Consider the following 15,822-nt stretch of genomic DNA (forward strand, 5'->3'; position numbering starts at 1 on the left):
GGATGAACTCCCCTTTCTTTAACCACTTTATTGTATATGTAACCCAAATAAAGGGAAATGAATGATATTTAAGGGATATAATTACATAATATAGATAATAGAGCGGGATCATGCCTGTTTTGGAAGTGATTTGCCGCCTTATTCTTCATTGGGCCGCCTCTGAGGAAGTGGGTATTCTTTTGATTAAAAAATTAAAGAGATGGGTAAGTATTCCATGACTCGTTGGTCATTATACATATCCACCCTTTCTTCATAAATTAAATACAGGAGGTCATCGTATGCAGGTTAACAGCAAGCACAATCCTTATAAGTGGTTAAATGTAGTAGGCTTCATTCTTGTTATTGTTGTCAACGCACTCGCAAATATTTTACCAATCGGGGGAAGAACGACTTCCGAAGTATCTGAACTTTATCCGGTATTAATCACTCCGGCTGGATACGCATTTATCATCTGGTCAGTTATTTATCTTTTCCTGGCGGGATTTGTTATTTTTCAGTTTTTGCCTTCTCAAAAACAACGAAATACCACAGCACGTGTGGGAATCTGGTTCTTCATTAGCTGTTTAGCAAATGCAGGCTGGATCATCCTCTGGCAGAATCTTTTGATCGGCTGGTCTGTACTTGTCATTTTCATCTTATTGTTTTCCCTTATTCAAATGTATTTGCGTACACGAGACATTCCTTCCCCTACACTGGGAGAAACTTGGTTTGCCAAAGTTCCATTTAGCATCTATATAGGATGGGTTAGTGTAGCAACACTGATTAACGTAACCGTATGGCTGAGCAAACTCGGCTGGAGTGGATTTGATCTCGGAGATCAAACGTGGGCTATCATTTTGCTTCTGCTTGGCAGCATCGTGGCCTTTGCAGTTAGCTACCGGTATAACGACTTCATCATGCCGCTTGTATTCGTATGGGCCTATATTGCTATCGGAGTAAAACAATCGGATATCCTTACTGTTTCCTATACAGCAATTGGACTCGCCATTGTCATCTTCTTATTTGCCGTATGGATTTTCTTACGGAGAAAAAAATAATGAACACAAAAAAAAGAGACCAACGCGATGGCGATGGTCTCTTTTTGAGTTCATTCAGTAATGACATCATTTGTGTAAGGTTTTACCCTTTTACTACAATGGTCTCGATCTCAACAAGCGCATCCTTTGGTAAGCGCGCTACTTCTACCGCACTACGCGCTGGGTATGGCTGTTCAAAAAATGAACTGTACACTTCATTAACACGTACAAAATCATTCATATCTTTTAAGAAAACCGTTGTTTTCACGACTTGGGTAAGTCCTGCCCCAGCCGCTTCAAGAATGGCTTTAACATTCTCTAGAGACAATCGGGTCTGTTCTTCTACAGTCGCTCCAAACTCTCCCGTTGCCGGATCAATACCAAGCTGTCCTGATGTAAAAATGAATCCGCCTGCTTCTACCGCTTGGCTGTAAGGCCCGATGGCACCTGGTGCTTTTTCAGTTGTGATCGTGTTTTTGCTCATACGGATAAACCTCCTTTAATATTTCCATACTTTTCTATACGTTATTGTAGTCAAATGTGCGAGGCTTGTCTATTTCTAAGACCGTGGCTGCGCCTCTGCAATCTCTCTGATCTTTTGATTAGAATAAACATGTATTCCCGTCTGTTCCCGTAAGGCAATACGAATCATGGCAGCTGCTACAAGTGATCCTGGTATCGCACGATAATTCTGTCCTTTACCAAGCTTTAATAGCGGATCCAGCCATCCAAGAAGAACTTCGCCGATTTTCTCTCCTGTTCTATTTTCTTTACGATCTCCGATCAGCAGGGAAGGGCGTACAAAATGTACAGAAGGGATTCCGGTCTTCTTCATCTCTTCTTCAAACTGGCCTTTTGTACGCGAATAGAAAACACGCGATTTTGCATTAGCACCCATCGAAGAAATCCCGATAAATTGTTTTATCCCATGGCGCTCCGCTATCTTCGCAACAGTGATGGGATATTCAAGATCTACTTTGCGAAAAGCTGCCTGTGATCCTGCTTTTTTGATCGTTGTACCTAAACAACAGAATAAATCGTCTGCTTGATGAAAAGCAGATTCGTATTTCTCTAGCTCATCCCAATTGACAACCACTTGTTTCAGCTTGGGATGAGTAAATTCCCGTGGTTCTCTTACTAAAGTAACAACTTCTGTGTAGGGCTTTTGTTCAAGCAGCTGAGTAACCAGTTGTTGACCAACCATCCCGGTAGCACCAATAACGATCGCTTTCCGAGCCTGTTCCAGCAATTTATTGGCCTCCCTTCGCTATAGGCTAATATTTCTTATCTGTTTAAAAGAAATCATACCATGTAGCGGTGTAATTCTGCATAAACAAAGAAGAGGACCGATTCTGTAGAATCAATCCTCTTCTTAATTATAAGTGACTCTGTTATTAGCGTGCGTTCGTGTTGCTCCAGTTGTCGTACTCTGTCTCCGCCTGTTCACGCGTGTGACCATATTTTTCTTGGAGTTTACCAATCAATTTGTCTTTCTCACCATCGATTACATCCAGATCGTCATCTGTCAGTTTACCCCATTGTTTTTTAGCTTCACCCTTCATTTGCGTCCATTTCCCTTTAAATACGTTGTTATCCATGATCGTTCATCTCCTCGTCATTTATAGTAATGTTTCTGTCGTTTATCACTGTTGTCATCCATTACCCTGAGCTCTAGGGATGTTGTTACTTGCTTGTTGTATTATTAACCAGGAGGGATTTCCATGAATCCGAAAATATATCATTTCGGTGTAGCGTAAAATATACACTTGTATTACAGCTTGTACTATGATAAAATGAAAAGTAATGTAGTATTTAACCCCATTCATATTCCTCTAAAGTAGAATAATTCCTTCATTTAACCTCATGAAGTAAGAATCGCGTTATAACCCAAAACAAAGATTTCAGATTTTATTTTCATTCAAACTGGCGCGGTCTTCGGAGCCGCAAGGACAAAAGAGAGGTAGGGCTTTTGTTGTGTGAAAGTCAGTTATTCTCGGCAAGCGTGAACGACATCGTTCACCAGAGGAATCGTTAGCTATCTGTAGCTACTGCATATAGCAACCACAGGTTAAATCAATTAAATAATCGCAAGCTGTTCGCGATCGACATGACGCGGGCGACCTTGCACATAGCAGCCCCCGGACCCTAGGTACGGGGGCTATCCAATTTTAGCGCCTCTTAGAAAAAGGTCTTTGAGATAATCACAAGCAAGACGAATAATACGAGCAGGATTCCCGCCGAATAATCTGGATATTTAGAAACAGATGAAGATCCATAGTACGGCATAGCATAGGATTTCACAGGTTCTTCCCAGTTGCCTCCGTAAGTTTGATACATCCGTTCATAACCGGATACAGGGTATCCTGAAATATAATTGGAATTCATCTGATAACTATATTGTTCATTCATTAGATATTCCTCCCTTGATATCGCCTATTAGGCTTCTCCCTATACATATGTAAAAAGGATTTCCGGCGTCCGGGCTCTTGCCTTGAACTTGCATATTTTCTTTTAGAATCGATAAAAAAAGAAGCTGCCTGATATCAGGCAGCTTCTTTTTAGCTATAACAAGGGAATATTAGTAACAAGAGAATGCTTTAGAGATAATAACCAAGAGAATGAAGAGTACAAGAATTGCTCCTATCGATGTCCAGCCTCCGTGGCCAGATCCGCCAACATTTCCACAACCGTTGTTGCCACCACAATATTCGTATCCACTCATTTTAACTCCTCCTTTCCGCTTCCTACACCCTAACTTATGTCATTCCAGCGGGTTTGGACCGGGCACTTATCCAACTTTCTTCTTTTTGGGCTCTCTGGCTACTTTTCGATCACTGCTCTCACAACCCACAATCTGACTACAAATTAGAAGACACTCCTGTTGATTTAAGGCGTGGGGAATTACCCTTTTTACGAACTCATGCCATTTCATAACATAAGATATAGAAGGAAGAATACGGGGATGCAGGAAGGTGAACAAAGTGAAGGCCACTGTCAAAAATAAAAACAAAAACGTCAGCAGAAAAAACAACAACCATGTGGATTCCAGTCTTGTTACCTTAGACCAGCTTACCCTCATCTCCGCAATTCTTGGTCTTATTGTGTCTGGAATTGGCCTTTACGTGGCCTGGAAACAATTTAATAATAACGATCCCAATTTTAATGAGAGCGAAGATATTAATCTACTAAGATAAAAGCGTCTTCGTGATTATTCAAATTTTTCATTTACTTCCCAAAAATAAAGATGTTACATTATATATTGTAAATATTATCCACTGTATTCTTGGAGATGGAGGGATCACATGCTGTTACACTCGTTAAGATACGCTGAGGAGAAAGGCTATACAGTGTGTCTCGTACTGCAGAACGGGAATACTTATGTAGGTGAGATAGAAATCAGTGATGCTAAGAATCTGGTTATTACATGTGATCAGGGAAAGATCTGGGTGCCGCTTGACCATATTAAACATGCTTCTACCATTGTATCCGCACACTTCTAACTTGGATGGATACGAACAAAGCATTATAGGAATTTTTACATAGATGACATGATCCTCTTTATTGCCAGAAATCAGCTATTCTTCATGAATAGCCGATTCTGGTAATATTTTTTATACTAACAAATTACAAACTAGACTTTTATGAAACAAATTTAAGTCCAACAGCAGACACTAATACCATGGCAATAAACAAGATACGCTTAACATCCCTTGCTTCCCCATAGAAAATCATCCCAAGCAGCGCTCCACCTGACGCTCCAATTCCAGTCCATACGGCATAAGCCGTACCCATGGGCAGCGTCATCATCGCAAGAGCAAGGAAGCCAAAGCTGATTCCAAAACTTCCTATTAACAGCAACATTGCACGTGCACTGCGCTTCTGATTCCATTGATTAATCATACCAACCCCTGACATTTCAAAAAGCCCAGCTAGTATTAGATATATCCAGTCCATATTAAGATACCTCCTCTTTTGCATGATCTTTAGTCACAAGCTTCAAACCTACAACACCGGTAAGCAGTGTGATCACGAATATAATTTTCCCAGCATTCAGATCCACACCGAAGATCAAGACATCAACAAGCATCGTCCCTACCGTACCTAATCCGACAAAGATGGCATAGGCTGTTCCCACAGGCAAAACCCGGGTTGCGGAGATCAGTAAATAGAAACTTAGAAAGATAGCTATGGCTGTTGCCCCCCACTCCCACCAGTGTTCTGCATGTTTAAGGCCTGACGCCCATCCAATTTCAAAGATTACAGCGGCCAGTACCTTTAGCCAGTTTGAGTTCATTTTTCTTCATCCTTTCTGTTAATGGGTTCATTCTTAACAAGAAAATACCCGGAGGATTCATACAACATATTAAAAACAAAAAAAGCCCGGGAGACTCGTCATAATGACAAGATCTCCCGGGCTTTTGTCCCTCCGTGATAACACGAATCCATCAGATTCGTGCGTTTTCCCTCGGACCAGTCCAGATCATTCTTCCTCATCTGCGGAACCCTAGAAAACTTTTCTCTTATTGAATTCCTTATAATCTAGCACAGAAGCAGATCTGAATCAAGTCTTACCATTATTTACTTCAGACTGTCTGCTAAATGCCGTACAGCTCCCACTTCCATCGGACAAAGTTCAGCTCGCTTCAATAAAAAAACCCATTCTGCTAAATAGCAGAACGGGCTCCGGGAAAGACATAATCCAATTTTAGTAAGACATAAATGCTTTAGAGATGATTACCAAAAGGATGAATAATACGAGGATTCCAGCTGTGGATGTAAAACCTCCACCAAATCCACCGTAACTTCCACCGCCGTAGTTTCCTCCGCCACCATAACTTCCGTATCCAACTTCACTCATTGTAATTCCTCCTTTGTTCTTTGGTACAGTGTATCTTATGCTTCTTTCGTAAAGATGACTGGGTTCAAAGGAGAAAAAGTAAGAATTGGGCTCATGGAGCTACGTTTAGTTATTGGACTTATAAGGAAACTGCGGTTTTCCTTTATTGGAGCTTCTCTCTGACAGACTGCAGTTTTTGCTTACTGGATGAGACCCGGTCTCTTCTGTCATCAATTTTGACAGAGGTGGAGACGCGCTGAGCACCGCTTGCAAAAGGGGCCTCATGCAGCACTGCAATCGCTGCCAGTAGATCTGAAATATCACCTTCAATAATCGTGCTCATTGATGTTAGTTCGTAGGTAATTCCAGGTTGCTCAGCAAGCACTTGTTGCAGTTCAGCAACATAACTGCTAAGACTGGTACTTCCCGTTCCGATCGGAATAATAGTTACTTCTGCTATTGCCATGGAACAAACCTCCTTTTAGATTATCCCCTTATAAACGATAAGCATATTGTATCATGACGAAACCACATATAAAAAAATTTTTAGAGGTTGGACACAAATCCTCCATCCCTTTTCCTTTGCGGTATCTCGGCTTTTTTGCTATAATCGCAATTGCATTTCAAAGTTACTAGACTGTTTACAAACACAATATATTGGGGTACTGTTTATATACATATACAAATGTAGTGTGACATCTAAATTCGGCGAAAACAACACTATTATTTTTGTCAAGTTATTTTTGATAGAAAAAACCTCGCTCTATTACAAATCATTAGCAATGTCCAAAAAGAAAAATGTGATTGACAAACTTTGTTCTTATTGTTTTTCTTACACAACATCAGTGCTCCTTTTTACCGATTCATTGTGAGATGGTTGGTGGATAGCGGCGGGGAAATAAAGGTTTATTGGCATTTATCTGACCTTTGGGTTGGGAAATGCTTTTTGTTTGATTGAATATGTCCGGGTCATTTTAAAGCCGGACATATTCAATCTTGTGAAAAAAATAGGCTGACATATAGCCTAGTTTTCTCAATCTTGTGAAAAAGTCCGGCTCATTTTTCAGCCACACTTTTTCAATCTTATGAAAAGTCAGGCTCTTTTTTCAGTCGGGCTTTTTCAATCTCGTGAAAAGTCAGGCTCTTTTTTCAGTCGGGCTTTTTCAATCTCGTGAAAAAGGTTGACAGCATGTAAAGTCCATCCGCAAAAGTAATGGGACTTCACACTTTTATATTTATTATTTTGAAGAAGAAAGCGAGGGCTCTCCATGCCACAAGTCGTTTCCAAACCAAACAACCGTCAACTCGAATTTGACGAAAATCGTATCTCTACGTATGCAGATCGTATCTTGGCAGATCTTCCTATGCTCGACAAAGAAAAACTCTTACGCGGTGTAAACTCCAAACTCCGCCGTGAAGAAGTTTCCGGTGAAGAGATTAGTAATGCCTTCTCCATGTCCGCTCTTGAACTTGTAACCAAAGAAGAACCTAACTGGAAGTTCGCTGCAGCCCGTTCGCTGCTCACTTCTTTATATAAAAAGGCCGCAAATAATCGCAGATATAAAGCATATACAGATAAGCCTTATGGTGCTTTCCAACCCCTGATCACCAGTATGGTCAAAAAAGGCATCTACCGCGAAGAACTAATAGAATGCTACACCAAAGAACAAATTGAAGATCTTGGACGCACGATTGAACCGAGAAATGACTTGTTGTTTGATTACATCGGACTCCTTACGCTGACAGAGCGTTACCTCGCACATGATTTTGATGGAAAAGTTATGGAACTTCCGCAAGAGCGTTATATGGTTATCGCCATGTATCTGATGCACAAAGAACCGGAAGAAAAACGAATGGAGCTTGTTAAAGAAGCTTACTGGGCAATGAGTAACCTGTACATGACAGCAGCAACACCAACCTTGTCTAATGCAGGTAAAAAAGTGGCTGGACAGCTTTCCAGCTGCTTCATTGACACTGTTGATGACTCGCTCGAAGGTATTTTTGACTCCAATACAGACGTAGCACGCCTAAGCAAAATGGGCGGCGGTATCGGCGTATACCTGGGTAAAGTTCGCTCTAGAGGTTCTGATATCCGCGGACACAAAAACACCAGTTCAGGTGTCATCCCTTGGATTCGCCAGCTGAACAATACTGCTGTGAGCGTAGACCAACTGGGTACACGTAAAGGCGCTATTGCTGTCTATCTTGATGTATTCCATAAAGATATTTTAGCGTTCCTTGATTTGAAACTGAATAACGGTGACGAGCGGATGCGTGCACATGATATTTTCCACGGCATCACCATTCCTGACTTGTTCATGGAACGTGTAGAACAACGCGGAGAATGGAACTTGTTCGACCCTCATGAAGTGAAAAAAGTGATGGGCTGGAAAGACAAAAATGGCCGTGCCCTCGGACTCGAAGACTTCTATGATGAAGAATTCGGCAAAGGCTCGTTCCGTGATAAATATGAGGAAGCATCCAATCACCCGGAATTAACCCGGATTACACTTCCTGCGATTGATATTATGAAACGTGTAATGAAGTCTCAACTTGAGACAGGTACACCGTACATGTTATATCGTGATACGGTAAACCGTGCGAATCCAAACCGTCACAATGGAATGATCTACTCTTCCAACCTGTGTACGGAAATTATGCAGAACCAATCAGCTACGGTTATCGAACAAGAAGAACTCGTTACGAAAGACGGAGAAACACGGATTGTTATTACCAAAAAACCAGGTGACTTCGTTGTATGTAACCTGAACTCCATTCATCTTGCTCGCGCCGTGCCAAATGATGTGCTGGATCGTTTGATTCCGATTCAAATGCGTATGCTTGATAATGTAATTGACATCAATAACATTCAAGTGCTCCAAGCACAATATACTAACAGTCAGTATCGCGCCATTGGTCTGGGTACATTCGGACTACATCATCTGCTTGCTCTCGAAGGTATCCGCTGGGAATCGGAAGAGGCAGTCACATACAATGATAATCTATACGAAAAAATCAGCTATCTTGCCATCAAATCCAGTATGGAAATTGCCAAAGAAAAAGGGAAATATCCGAAGTTTGAAGGCTCTGACTGGGAAAATGGCAACTACTTCACACAACGTAGCTATACGGACGGATCTCGTGAAGGTAAATTTGTAACGACAGCACAGTGGAATGAGCTTGCTGCTGAAGTGAAAGAACATGGGGTACGTAATGCTTGGATGATGGCGATTGCTCCAAATGCATCGACTTCCATCATTGCTGGTTCTACTGCTAGTATCGATCCACTGTACGAACTTCTCTCTTATGAAGAGAAAACAACATACAAAATCGCGAACCCAGCGCCAGATCTTTCCGAAAAAACAATCTGGTATTACAAAACGGCGTTTAACTTGGATCAACATGCTTCCATTAATATGGCTTCTGCACGTCAGCGCCACATTGACCAAGCACAAAGCTTTAACTTGTATGTTCGCCCTGATATTCGGGCAAAAGAATTCCTGGAACTTCACCTTCATGCATGGAAAGCGGGTATCAAATCCACTTACTATGTACGAAGCCGTGCACTCACAATTGAGAACGAATGTGAATCTTGCGAATCTTAAGGAGGAAGTATCATGACCATGAAAGTCCAAAATATTTTCAATACGGAAGCTCCAAATAAATCAACACGTATCATTAATGGGGAAAGCTCTGGGATTCTGAACTGGAATGACATTCGGATGCCGCATATGTATAAATTGTACAAAGTACTTTTATTGAACTACTGGATCGCAGATGAGATCCCAATGTCCAAAGATGCGCAGCAATTTCCACAACTTGACCCAGAAGAACAGCGTACTTTCAAAATCAACATCGGTCTACTCGCTGTACTTGATTCCATGCAAACGATGTTTGTAGGTGACGTTAGAGAATATTTGACGGATTCTTCTCTTGAAGCGATCTCTGCAATTATTGCTCAGCAGGAAGTGGTTCACAACCAGTCCTATTCATATGTTCTTTCTTCCCTGGTTTCTTGGGATGAACAGAAAGAAATTTTTGAATATTGGAAAAACGACCCTGTACTCCTGGAACGTAACCGATTTATTTCAGATATCTATCAGAACTTCCGTGATGAGCCAACGCCTCAGTCGTTCTACGAAGCACTTGTAGCCGATCTGATTCTAGAAGGAATCTTCTTCTACAGTACGTTTGCCTTCTTCTACAATCTCGCAAGAGACCAGAAGATGATGGGTACTTGTCAGATGATCTCTTATATTCAGCGGGATGAGAATCAGCATTGTTACTTCTTCGCTGAAGTGTTCAAACAGCTGCTTGCCGATTTCCCTGAACTGGATACGAAAGAAAACCGTGACTACCTCTATCGCACAATTGATCGTGCGGTTGAACTGGAAGTCAACTGGGCTCACTATACACTGGGCAAAGTTCGTGGTATCGATCTGAAAGAACTGGAAGATTACATTAAGTACACGGCAAACAAACGTCTGCGTTTGATGGGAATTGAAAAATTATATGATGGCGTAGATGTAAATAGTATGCCTTGGATCAAGCCTTTCTCTGATGATGCGCTGAACTCAACAAAAACAGACTTCTTTGAAGCCAAATCTCGTAATTATGGTAAAGTCGGAGACGACAACGGATTTGACGATCTATAAGATAGCTTCATTCTGAAATAAAAAAAGAACCCTATATCGACACTTATTAAAGTGACGGTATAGGGTTCTTTCCGTTTCATTTCTTTGTATAAAAAGCAGCCGTTCTTATCGATAAAACGTCATATGTTGTTTATCTTCTTTATAGTAATTCAAGCGATCTTGCAGAGTACCTGTATGAAATTCAAACATATGTCCATCTGGATCTAGAAAATAAATGGACTCTTTATCTTTTGCATCTCGTTCCCGGCCCGGTAAGATTTTAGCGTTCACTTCGTTCAGCTTCTGGCGCAGAGACTGCAGGTCTTCTTCATCTACCGTAAATGCAATATGTGTGGACGTTGGGGCAGTAAAGTTACGAAGAACGTCTTCCTGATTCAATGCGATCCATATACCGTTTACATCAAAGTAGGCCAATCTTCGGCCTTCAAGTACAATCTCAGCATCAAAAATGTGTTTGTAAAATGCAATTGATTTGGCAAGATCTGATACAGAAAAACAGAAATGGTTAATTCCTTGAATACTCAATCGTCATTCCCCCTCCAATACAAATTACAAGCCTAGTATACCATAAATAACCAGTTTATTTTGTAGTGTAATTACTGTAATTCTTATTATAAAAAAGAGCCCTACCGATGATTCGGCTAGCTCTTTCCTATACTTCATATTAACCTTTTACACTTTTTTGAGTTTCACGAAGCTGAATCTCTTCCTTAAATTCTTGAATTCCCGCTTGGAGTCGTTCTAACAGTTCAGGAGCAATATCGAGACCACCCTGCTCATTACGAGCTACCTGGGCATCGACCGTATAAATTCCAGCCAGAATGTGCCGAGCACCAAGTATAGATAGAACAGGTTTCAATGCATAATCGATAGTCAGCAAGTGTGCGAGGCTTCCGCCAATGAACAGGGGAAGAATGGTTTTTCCGGCAAGACCACGTTCAGGCACAAGATCAAGAAAGGTTTTAAGGACACCGGTGTAAGAAGCCTTATACACGGGACTTGCCACAATCACTGCATCTGCCTCGGCAACGATCCCATTGGCTTTCACAATGTGTTCGCTCTCAAATCTAGTTAAGATCAGATCTTCCGCAGGAAGCTCTGCCACGTTAATACGATCTACTTCAAATCCAGCTTCTCTAAGTTCGTGCTCTGCATATTCAATGACTGCATTCAATCTTGAAGACAGAGAAGGACTTCCGTTAATCACTGCAATTTTAGCCATGCTTCATTCACCTCTACTATCTATTATTAGTGTTGCTATGTTGTATCTTGGTAAATCCTACTATTTCCATTGGTATTAGAAAATAATACCAATGGAATCCCTCTACTGTCAACCTAAGAACTAGAATTGTTCCCCCGTAGGAATCCTATTTCTTTGGTTCTTACTTACAAATATTCGATGAGGTCCCCCGCCATGACTCCTGCTGGATGAGAACGTATCATTGCGGCGGTCTCTCCCGCTTTGCCATGCAAGTATACCCCAAATGCAGCTGCTTGCTCTGCGCTGTATCCCTGAGCGAGCAGACCAGCAATGATTCCCGTCAGCGCATCTCCTGTACCGCCTGTTCCCATCCCCGCATGACCAGTCATGTTAATATAAGCATTCCCTTCGGGCGTAGCAACCACGGTCCGCGAACCTTTTAGTACAAGGGTCACTCCCGCTTTCGCCGAATAGGACAGAGCATAATCTATTCGGTTCTGCTGAATTTCTTTGGTAGACACACCAGCAAGACGGGCCATTTCCCCTGGGTGTGGTGTCAGAATAACGGGTGTTTTTCTAGACTTCTTATGTTCAAAGAAATCGGAACCCATCTCTGCCAACATATTCAGTGCATCCGCATCAATAACCATGGGAAGGTCTGCTTCTTTGTAGATTTGACTCAACCAAGCTGTATCCTCTTCAAAACGCCCCAGTCCGGGGCCAATTGCGATTACATCTCTACTCTCTGCGAGCTTAATGACATTCTTTGCCGATGCCCTATTCCATGTTCCTTGCCTGCCGTCTGTGGCAGCCGCAAGCATGAGCTCAGGCACTGTCCCAATAACATGCGGGAGCAGCTCAGAAGGCAACGCCCATGTAGCAAGCCCAGAGCCGGATCGCAGTGCTGCCCGGCAACTGAGCAGACCTGCACCACTCATCGCTAGTGTGCCTGCCACAAGCAGTACATGACCATATGTTCCTTTATGACCATCTTCCGCTCGTCTCTGATTAAGATCCACTTTCAGCTTCTTTGACAAGACATCTTCGGTAAGTAAACAAACGGTTTCACGATATCGCCCTTCTGCAAGTTGAGGCGGGATCCCAACCGAACGCACTTTAATCTGCCCAGCAGCTTCCGCACCTGGAAACTGTGTAAGACCTCGCTTTAATAGTGCAAAACATACCGTCATTTCGGCCCGGATATGCGGCTCATAGAGCGCTCCCGTATCCGTATGTAGTCCACTTGGAATATCTGCCGAAATAATAGGTAGTCCACTGCCATTTGCTGCCTGGATCAAAGAAGCATACGCATTTCGCGGAGCGCCTTTACTTCCTGTACCGAGCAAGGCATCGATAATTCCTGTTCCTCCAGTGAATGTCAGATCTCCCTGTCCTGTAAATAGGATAGATGGAATCCCCATCGCTTCAGCTGTGTGATACTCAAGCAGAGCATTTTCACTTAGTCCCTTTGGAGACCCGGCAAATACAAGGGTAATTCCAATCCCAGCTTCCCATAGGTGGCGAGCAGCTACAAGCCCATCCCCGCCGTTATTTCCTTTTCCAACAAGGATATACCAGTGTTCTTTGCATGCTTTCCCGCCTCGGAGTGAAGCATCTTGACTGATCTGGCCACGGGTCCCCTTCCATCGATCAAAGGCAGCTTTTGCTTTATTAGAGATCTGCGGGTTTCCATAAACAGTCTGCTCTTTTGACTGCCGGTTCTGACATAAATGGAGCACTTCTTCTGCAAGTGCCTTACCTGCGTTTTCCATCAGACTAACAGAGGGAACACCCCAAGATCCTATCACATGTTCATCTAGTTCTCTCATTTGATCTGCTGTAACTACATACACACTGCTTCTCCTCCTGTCAAAATGGTATAAAAAAAAGCGAAGCACTTGTCTTCGCTTTTTTTCTGTCTTTCATCTACAAGGGACTATTAATAAGCAACCGTAAATCTCGAACCGCTGAAATAAGGATCGTCTACTTCATCAAGAAGGGCTACCGCATAATCTTCTACAGAGATCCGGCTTTGTCCATCTTCATCCACTACTAATCGGTCCGTACCAATTCGGAAGTTCCCTGTACGGAACCCTGGCTCAATGGTGGAGGCAGGACTTAGGTAAGTCCAGTCGAGGTCCGATTCTTGATAGATTTGATAGGCATCTTGGTGCGCCATTGCCAGAGGCTTCACTTCTTCCGGGAATCCTGCTGTTTCCATCAGTGGAATTCCTTCATCTGTCATCAAGCTTCCTGCTCCGCCAACGACGATCAGTCGCTCTACTCCACCTTTGCGCAATCCTTCAACGAGGGCACGAGCCACTTCCACCAGTTCCTGCTCTGCGCCAAACTTAGGGCCATAAGCACTGATGACCACTTCGTGACCTTTTACCAATTCAGCAATGGAATCCGGTTTGAGCAAATCACCTTCTACAATCGTAAGCAGATCATGTTTTTCATTAAGCTTAAATCGATTGCGAACAACCGCCGTAACCTCATGTTTTCGTCTCAAAGCTTCTTGCATGATTGTTTGTCCAATGGTTCCTGTTGCACCAAATATAATTAGTTTCATTATTCATTCCTCATTTCTTAATAAATTCCCTGTTCAGATATTTCTCACTATGTATTAATCCATTTATCCAACAGTTAAAACGGTATGTCTCATTATAAAGAAGATTCATCAAAAATCAAAAGTTCACTTTTTTCTCATTAAAAAAGAACCATCTCTATTCTTTATCCGAATAGAAAGATAGTTCCTCACCTAATCTATAAATTCTCCATTATCCTTTAATGATAGATGGAGCTTGCTCCTCAAAACCATAGGATGTCCAAACCTCCTCAGGATCAAGCAACGTGACTTCGTTTTCTGAGCTTCTTGGATACTTTAGTCCAGAACCCGTATTTAACACCACTACTTTTTCATCCTCTTCTATCCAACCATTGGACCGAAGAATTCGTGCAGCTGCAAATGTAGCTGCTCCTTCAGGGCATAGGAAGCATCCTTCCATTCTAGTAACCTGATCCTGTTCTGCTACTATCTCTTCATCCGTCACTGAGATCGCAGCACCGCCTGTTTGATAGATTGCATCCAGCACAAGGAAATCTCCTATTGTTTTAGGAACATGAAGGCCATGAGCCTCGGTTCTCGGCTGCTCCCAGAACATAGACTCTGTCTGCTGATCTTCCCAGGCCTTCACAATAGGTGCGCAACCTTCTGTCTGAACAGCTACGAGCCTTGGAAGCGGACCTGATATCCAGCCAATCTCCTGTAGTTCTTGCAGTGCTTTATGAATACCAATGAGTCCTGCTCCAGTACCCGTAGGGTAAAGGATCACATCAGGAATCTCAAAATTCATTTGTTCGATGATTTCGAAACCCATCGTCTTTTTCCCCTCTATTCGATAAGGCTCCTTTAATGCTGTAGCATCATATAACCCTTCACGCTTCACTTTCTCAGCTACCATCCGTCCCGCATCACTTATGGAACCCTTGATCAGCAATAGCTCGGCTCCTGCTGCAATACATTCATCACGAGTAATACGAGGAGCGTGAACCGGCATTATTATGGAAGAACTTATCCCTCCGCGTGCAGCGTATAAGGACCAAGCTGCCCCTGCATTCCCGTTAGACGGTATTACAAACCGATGAACGCCAAGTTCCTTTGCCTTGGAAATACCCACAGCGGCTCCCCTAGCCTTAAACGGTCCGCTTGGCATGAGACTCTCGTCTTTCATATAAAGTTTTGGAATTGACATATCCAAACCCAGACTTGGCATACGCAACAATGGTGTCATACCTTCTCCAAGACAAACAATATGCTGCGGCTGCCGTACAGGCAGCAGTTCATGATATCTCCATAGATTCAGCTCTCTGCCTTTTAACGTGGATCGATCCCAATCCTTACCTAGACTTTCTAAATCATAGCGGGCTAACAGCGGAGAACCGCAGGAACATACCTGCTGTACCTCTGTTGAATGGTAGATAAGTTCGCATTTCGGACATTCCAGATGACTTAAATAGCTGTAATTATCCCTTACCATGAATATAGCCTCCTCACATTTTCCGACCAAAATATGCTGGCAACATCCCCTTTTTTTGATAATGAAAAGGCCC

General features: G+C 42.5%; 19 protein-coding genes and 1 riboswitch. Of the genes, 5 read left to right on the forward strand and 14 right to left on the reverse strand.

Going from position 1 to position 15,822, the window contains the following annotated elements:
- Window positions 1–278 precede the first annotated feature (278 nt).
- Window positions 279–1,037, forward strand: a complete 759-nt coding sequence (locus ACWPWY_RS16690) for a tryptophan-rich sensory protein (RefSeq protein ID WP_454192672.1) — start codon at window positions 279–281, stop codon at window positions 1,035–1,037.
- Window positions 1,038–1,119: 82 nt separating this feature from the next.
- Here ACWPWY_RS16690 and ACWPWY_RS16695 read toward each other — a convergent pair whose 3' ends face one another.
- From ACWPWY_RS16695 to ACWPWY_RS16715, 5 genes are all read right to left on the reverse strand, one after another.
- Window positions 1,120–1,500 (reverse strand): RidA family protein, encoded by a 381-nt coding sequence (locus ACWPWY_RS16695; protein ID WP_191800093.1) that lies wholly within the window; start codon window positions 1,498–1,500, stop codon window positions 1,120–1,122.
- Between the two features lie 75 nt (window positions 1,501–1,575).
- Window positions 1,576–2,265 carry an oxidoreductase gene (locus tag ACWPWY_RS16700; RefSeq protein WP_454192673.1) on the reverse strand — a complete coding sequence of 230 codons (690 nt, stop codon included), beginning with the start codon at window positions 2,263–2,265 and terminating at the stop codon, window positions 1,576–1,578.
- A gap of 145 nt (window positions 2,266–2,410) precedes the next feature.
- Window positions 2,411–2,614 carry a CsbD family protein gene (locus ACWPWY_RS16705; RefSeq protein ID WP_454192674.1) on the reverse strand — a complete coding sequence of 68 codons (204 nt, stop codon included), beginning with the start codon at window positions 2,612–2,614 and terminating at the stop codon, window positions 2,411–2,413.
- 580 nt (window positions 2,615–3,194) lie between these two features.
- The gene (locus ACWPWY_RS16710) at window positions 3,195–3,425 is read right to left on the reverse strand and encodes a hypothetical protein (RefSeq protein WP_454192675.1); all 231 of its coding nucleotides are present in this window, start codon (window positions 3,423–3,425) and stop codon (window positions 3,195–3,197) included.
- A 169-nt stretch (window positions 3,426–3,594) separates the two neighbouring features.
- Window positions 3,595–3,738 (reverse strand): YjcZ family sporulation protein, encoded by a 144-nt coding sequence (locus ACWPWY_RS16715; RefSeq protein ID WP_454192676.1) that lies wholly within the window; start codon window positions 3,736–3,738, stop codon window positions 3,595–3,597.
- A gap of 250 nt (window positions 3,739–3,988) precedes the next feature.
- Here ACWPWY_RS16715 and ACWPWY_RS16720 point away from each other — a divergent pair, with 250 nt between their 5' ends.
- Window positions 3,989–4,210: a hypothetical protein gene (locus ACWPWY_RS16720; protein ID WP_454192677.1), complete on the forward strand. Its 222-nt coding sequence runs from the start codon at window positions 3,989–3,991 to the stop codon at window positions 4,208–4,210.
- 108 nt (window positions 4,211–4,318) lie between these two features.
- Complete coding sequence (locus ACWPWY_RS16725; RefSeq protein ID WP_454192678.1) at window positions 4,319–4,516, forward strand: hypothetical protein; 198 nt, start codon at window positions 4,319–4,321, stop codon at window positions 4,514–4,516.
- Window positions 4,517–4,655: 139 nt separating this feature from the next.
- Here ACWPWY_RS16725 and ACWPWY_RS16730 read toward each other — a convergent pair whose 3' ends face one another.
- The 4 genes from ACWPWY_RS16730 to ACWPWY_RS16745 all read right to left on the reverse strand — a co-directional run bounded on the left by ACWPWY_RS16730 (window position 4,656) and on the right by ACWPWY_RS16745 (window position 6,319).
- On the reverse strand, window positions 4,656–4,970 hold the full coding sequence (locus ACWPWY_RS16730; protein ID WP_454192679.1) for a DMT family transporter: 315 nt from the start codon (window positions 4,968–4,970) through the stop codon (window positions 4,656–4,658).
- 1 nt (window position 4,971) lies between these two features.
- Window positions 4,972–5,310, reverse strand: coding sequence for a DMT family transporter (locus ACWPWY_RS16735; RefSeq protein ID WP_454192680.1), 339 nt, complete (start codon window positions 5,308–5,310; stop codon window positions 4,972–4,974).
- A gap of 111 nt (window positions 5,311–5,421) precedes the next feature.
- Window positions 5,422–5,535: riboswitch (guanidine-I (ykkC/yxkD leader) on the reverse strand.
- Window positions 5,536–5,721: 186 nt separating this feature from the next.
- Window positions 5,722–5,874, reverse strand: coding sequence for a YjcZ family sporulation protein (locus ACWPWY_RS16740; RefSeq protein ID WP_454192681.1), 153 nt, complete (start codon window positions 5,872–5,874; stop codon window positions 5,722–5,724).
- A 142-nt stretch (window positions 5,875–6,016) separates the two neighbouring features.
- Entirely contained in the window at window positions 6,017–6,319 is a 303-nt protein-coding gene (locus tag ACWPWY_RS16745; protein ID WP_454192682.1) for an MTH1187 family thiamine-binding protein, read from the reverse strand.
- An 802-nt stretch (window positions 6,320–7,121) separates the two neighbouring features.
- Between ACWPWY_RS16745 and ACWPWY_RS16750 the strand changes: the two genes are divergently transcribed.
- Together ACWPWY_RS16750 and ACWPWY_RS16755 are read left to right on the forward strand one after the other, a co-directional pair.
- The gene (locus ACWPWY_RS16750) at window positions 7,122–9,458 is read left to right on the forward strand and encodes a ribonucleoside-diphosphate reductase subunit alpha (protein ID WP_454192683.1); all 2,337 of its coding nucleotides are present in this window, start codon (window positions 7,122–7,124) and stop codon (window positions 9,456–9,458) included.
- An 18-nt stretch (window positions 9,459–9,476) separates the two neighbouring features.
- Entirely contained in the window at window positions 9,477–10,508 is a 1,032-nt protein-coding gene (locus ACWPWY_RS16755; RefSeq protein WP_454192921.1) for a ribonucleotide-diphosphate reductase subunit beta, read from the forward strand.
- A gap of 105 nt (window positions 10,509–10,613) precedes the next feature.
- Here ACWPWY_RS16755 and fosB read toward each other — a convergent pair whose 3' ends face one another.
- The 5 genes from fosB to ACWPWY_RS16780 form a co-directional block, all read right to left on the reverse strand.
- A complete protein-coding gene (fosB, locus tag ACWPWY_RS16760; protein ID WP_454192684.1) occupies window positions 10,614–11,033 on the reverse strand; it encodes a metallothiol transferase FosB in 420 nt (139 codons plus the stop codon).
- Between the two features lie 139 nt (window positions 11,034–11,172).
- Complete coding sequence (gene ssuE, locus ACWPWY_RS16765; protein ID WP_454192685.1) at window positions 11,173–11,730, reverse strand: NADPH-dependent FMN reductase; 558 nt, start codon at window positions 11,728–11,730, stop codon at window positions 11,173–11,175.
- A 164-nt stretch (window positions 11,731–11,894) separates the two neighbouring features.
- Window positions 11,895–13,562, reverse strand: coding sequence for an NAD(P)H-hydrate dehydratase (locus tag ACWPWY_RS16770; protein WP_454192686.1), 1,668 nt, complete (start codon window positions 13,560–13,562; stop codon window positions 11,895–11,897).
- An 86-nt stretch (window positions 13,563–13,648) separates the two neighbouring features.
- Window positions 13,649–14,281 carry an NAD(P)-dependent oxidoreductase gene (locus ACWPWY_RS16775; protein WP_454192687.1) on the reverse strand — a complete coding sequence of 211 codons (633 nt, stop codon included), beginning with the start codon at window positions 14,279–14,281 and terminating at the stop codon, window positions 13,649–13,651.
- 208 nt (window positions 14,282–14,489) lie between these two features.
- On the reverse strand, window positions 14,490–15,749 hold the full coding sequence (locus ACWPWY_RS16780) for a threonine synthase (RefSeq protein ID WP_454192688.1): 1,260 nt from the start codon (window positions 15,747–15,749) through the stop codon (window positions 14,490–14,492).
- Window positions 15,750–15,822 lie beyond the last annotated feature (73 nt).

The organism is Paenibacillus sp. Marseille-Q7038 (assembly GCF_965111595.1).

What these genes read in the sequence shown, in the direction of transcription:
- ACWPWY_RS16690 (WP_454192672.1), top strand. Translation starts at nt 279, where the DNA reads ATGCAGGTTAACAGCAAGCACAATCCTTATAAGTGGTTAAATGTAGTA.
- ACWPWY_RS16695 (WP_191800093.1), bottom strand. Translation starts at nt 1,500, where the DNA reads ATGAGCAAAAACACGATCACAACTGAAAAAGCACCAGGTGCCATCGGG.
- ACWPWY_RS16705 (WP_454192674.1), bottom strand. Translation starts at nt 2,614, where the DNA reads ATGGATAACAACGTATTTAAAGGGAAATGGACGCAAATGAAGGGTGAA.
- ACWPWY_RS16710 (WP_454192675.1), bottom strand. Translation starts at nt 3,425, where the DNA reads ATGAATGAACAATATAGTTATCAGATGAATTCCAATTATATTTCAGGA.
- ACWPWY_RS16715 (WP_454192676.1), bottom strand. Translation starts at nt 3,738, where the DNA reads ATGAGTGGATACGAATATTGTGGTGGCAACAACGGTTGTGGAAATGTT.
- ACWPWY_RS16725 (WP_454192678.1), top strand. Translation starts at nt 4,319, where the DNA reads ATGCTGTTACACTCGTTAAGATACGCTGAGGAGAAAGGCTATACAGTG.
- ACWPWY_RS16730 (WP_454192679.1), bottom strand. Translation starts at nt 4,970, where the DNA reads ATGGACTGGATATATCTAATACTAGCTGGGCTTTTTGAAATGTCAGGG.
- ACWPWY_RS16735 (WP_454192680.1), bottom strand. Translation starts at nt 5,310, where the DNA reads ATGAACTCAAACTGGCTAAAGGTACTGGCCGCTGTAATCTTTGAAATT.
- ACWPWY_RS16740 (WP_454192681.1), bottom strand. Translation starts at nt 5,874, where the DNA reads ATGAGTGAAGTTGGATACGGAAGTTATGGTGGCGGAGGAAACTACGGC.
- ACWPWY_RS16745 (WP_454192682.1), bottom strand. Translation starts at nt 6,319, where the DNA reads ATGGCAATAGCAGAAGTAACTATTATTCCGATCGGAACGGGAAGTACC.
- ACWPWY_RS16750 (WP_454192683.1), top strand. Translation starts at nt 7,122, where the DNA reads ATGCCACAAGTCGTTTCCAAACCAAACAACCGTCAACTCGAATTTGAC.
- ACWPWY_RS16755 (WP_454192921.1), top strand. Translation starts at nt 9,477, where the DNA reads ATGAAAGTCCAAAATATTTTCAATACGGAAGCTCCAAATAAATCAACA.
- ssuE (WP_454192685.1), bottom strand. Translation starts at nt 11,730, where the DNA reads ATGGCTAAAATTGCAGTGATTAACGGAAGTCCTTCTCTGTCTTCAAGA.
- ACWPWY_RS16775 (WP_454192687.1), bottom strand. Translation starts at nt 14,281, where the DNA reads ATGAAACTAATTATATTTGGTGCAACAGGAACCATTGGACAAACAATC.
- ACWPWY_RS16780 (WP_454192688.1), bottom strand. Translation starts at nt 15,749, where the DNA reads ATGGTAAGGGATAATTACAGCTATTTAAGTCATCTGGAATGTCCGAAA.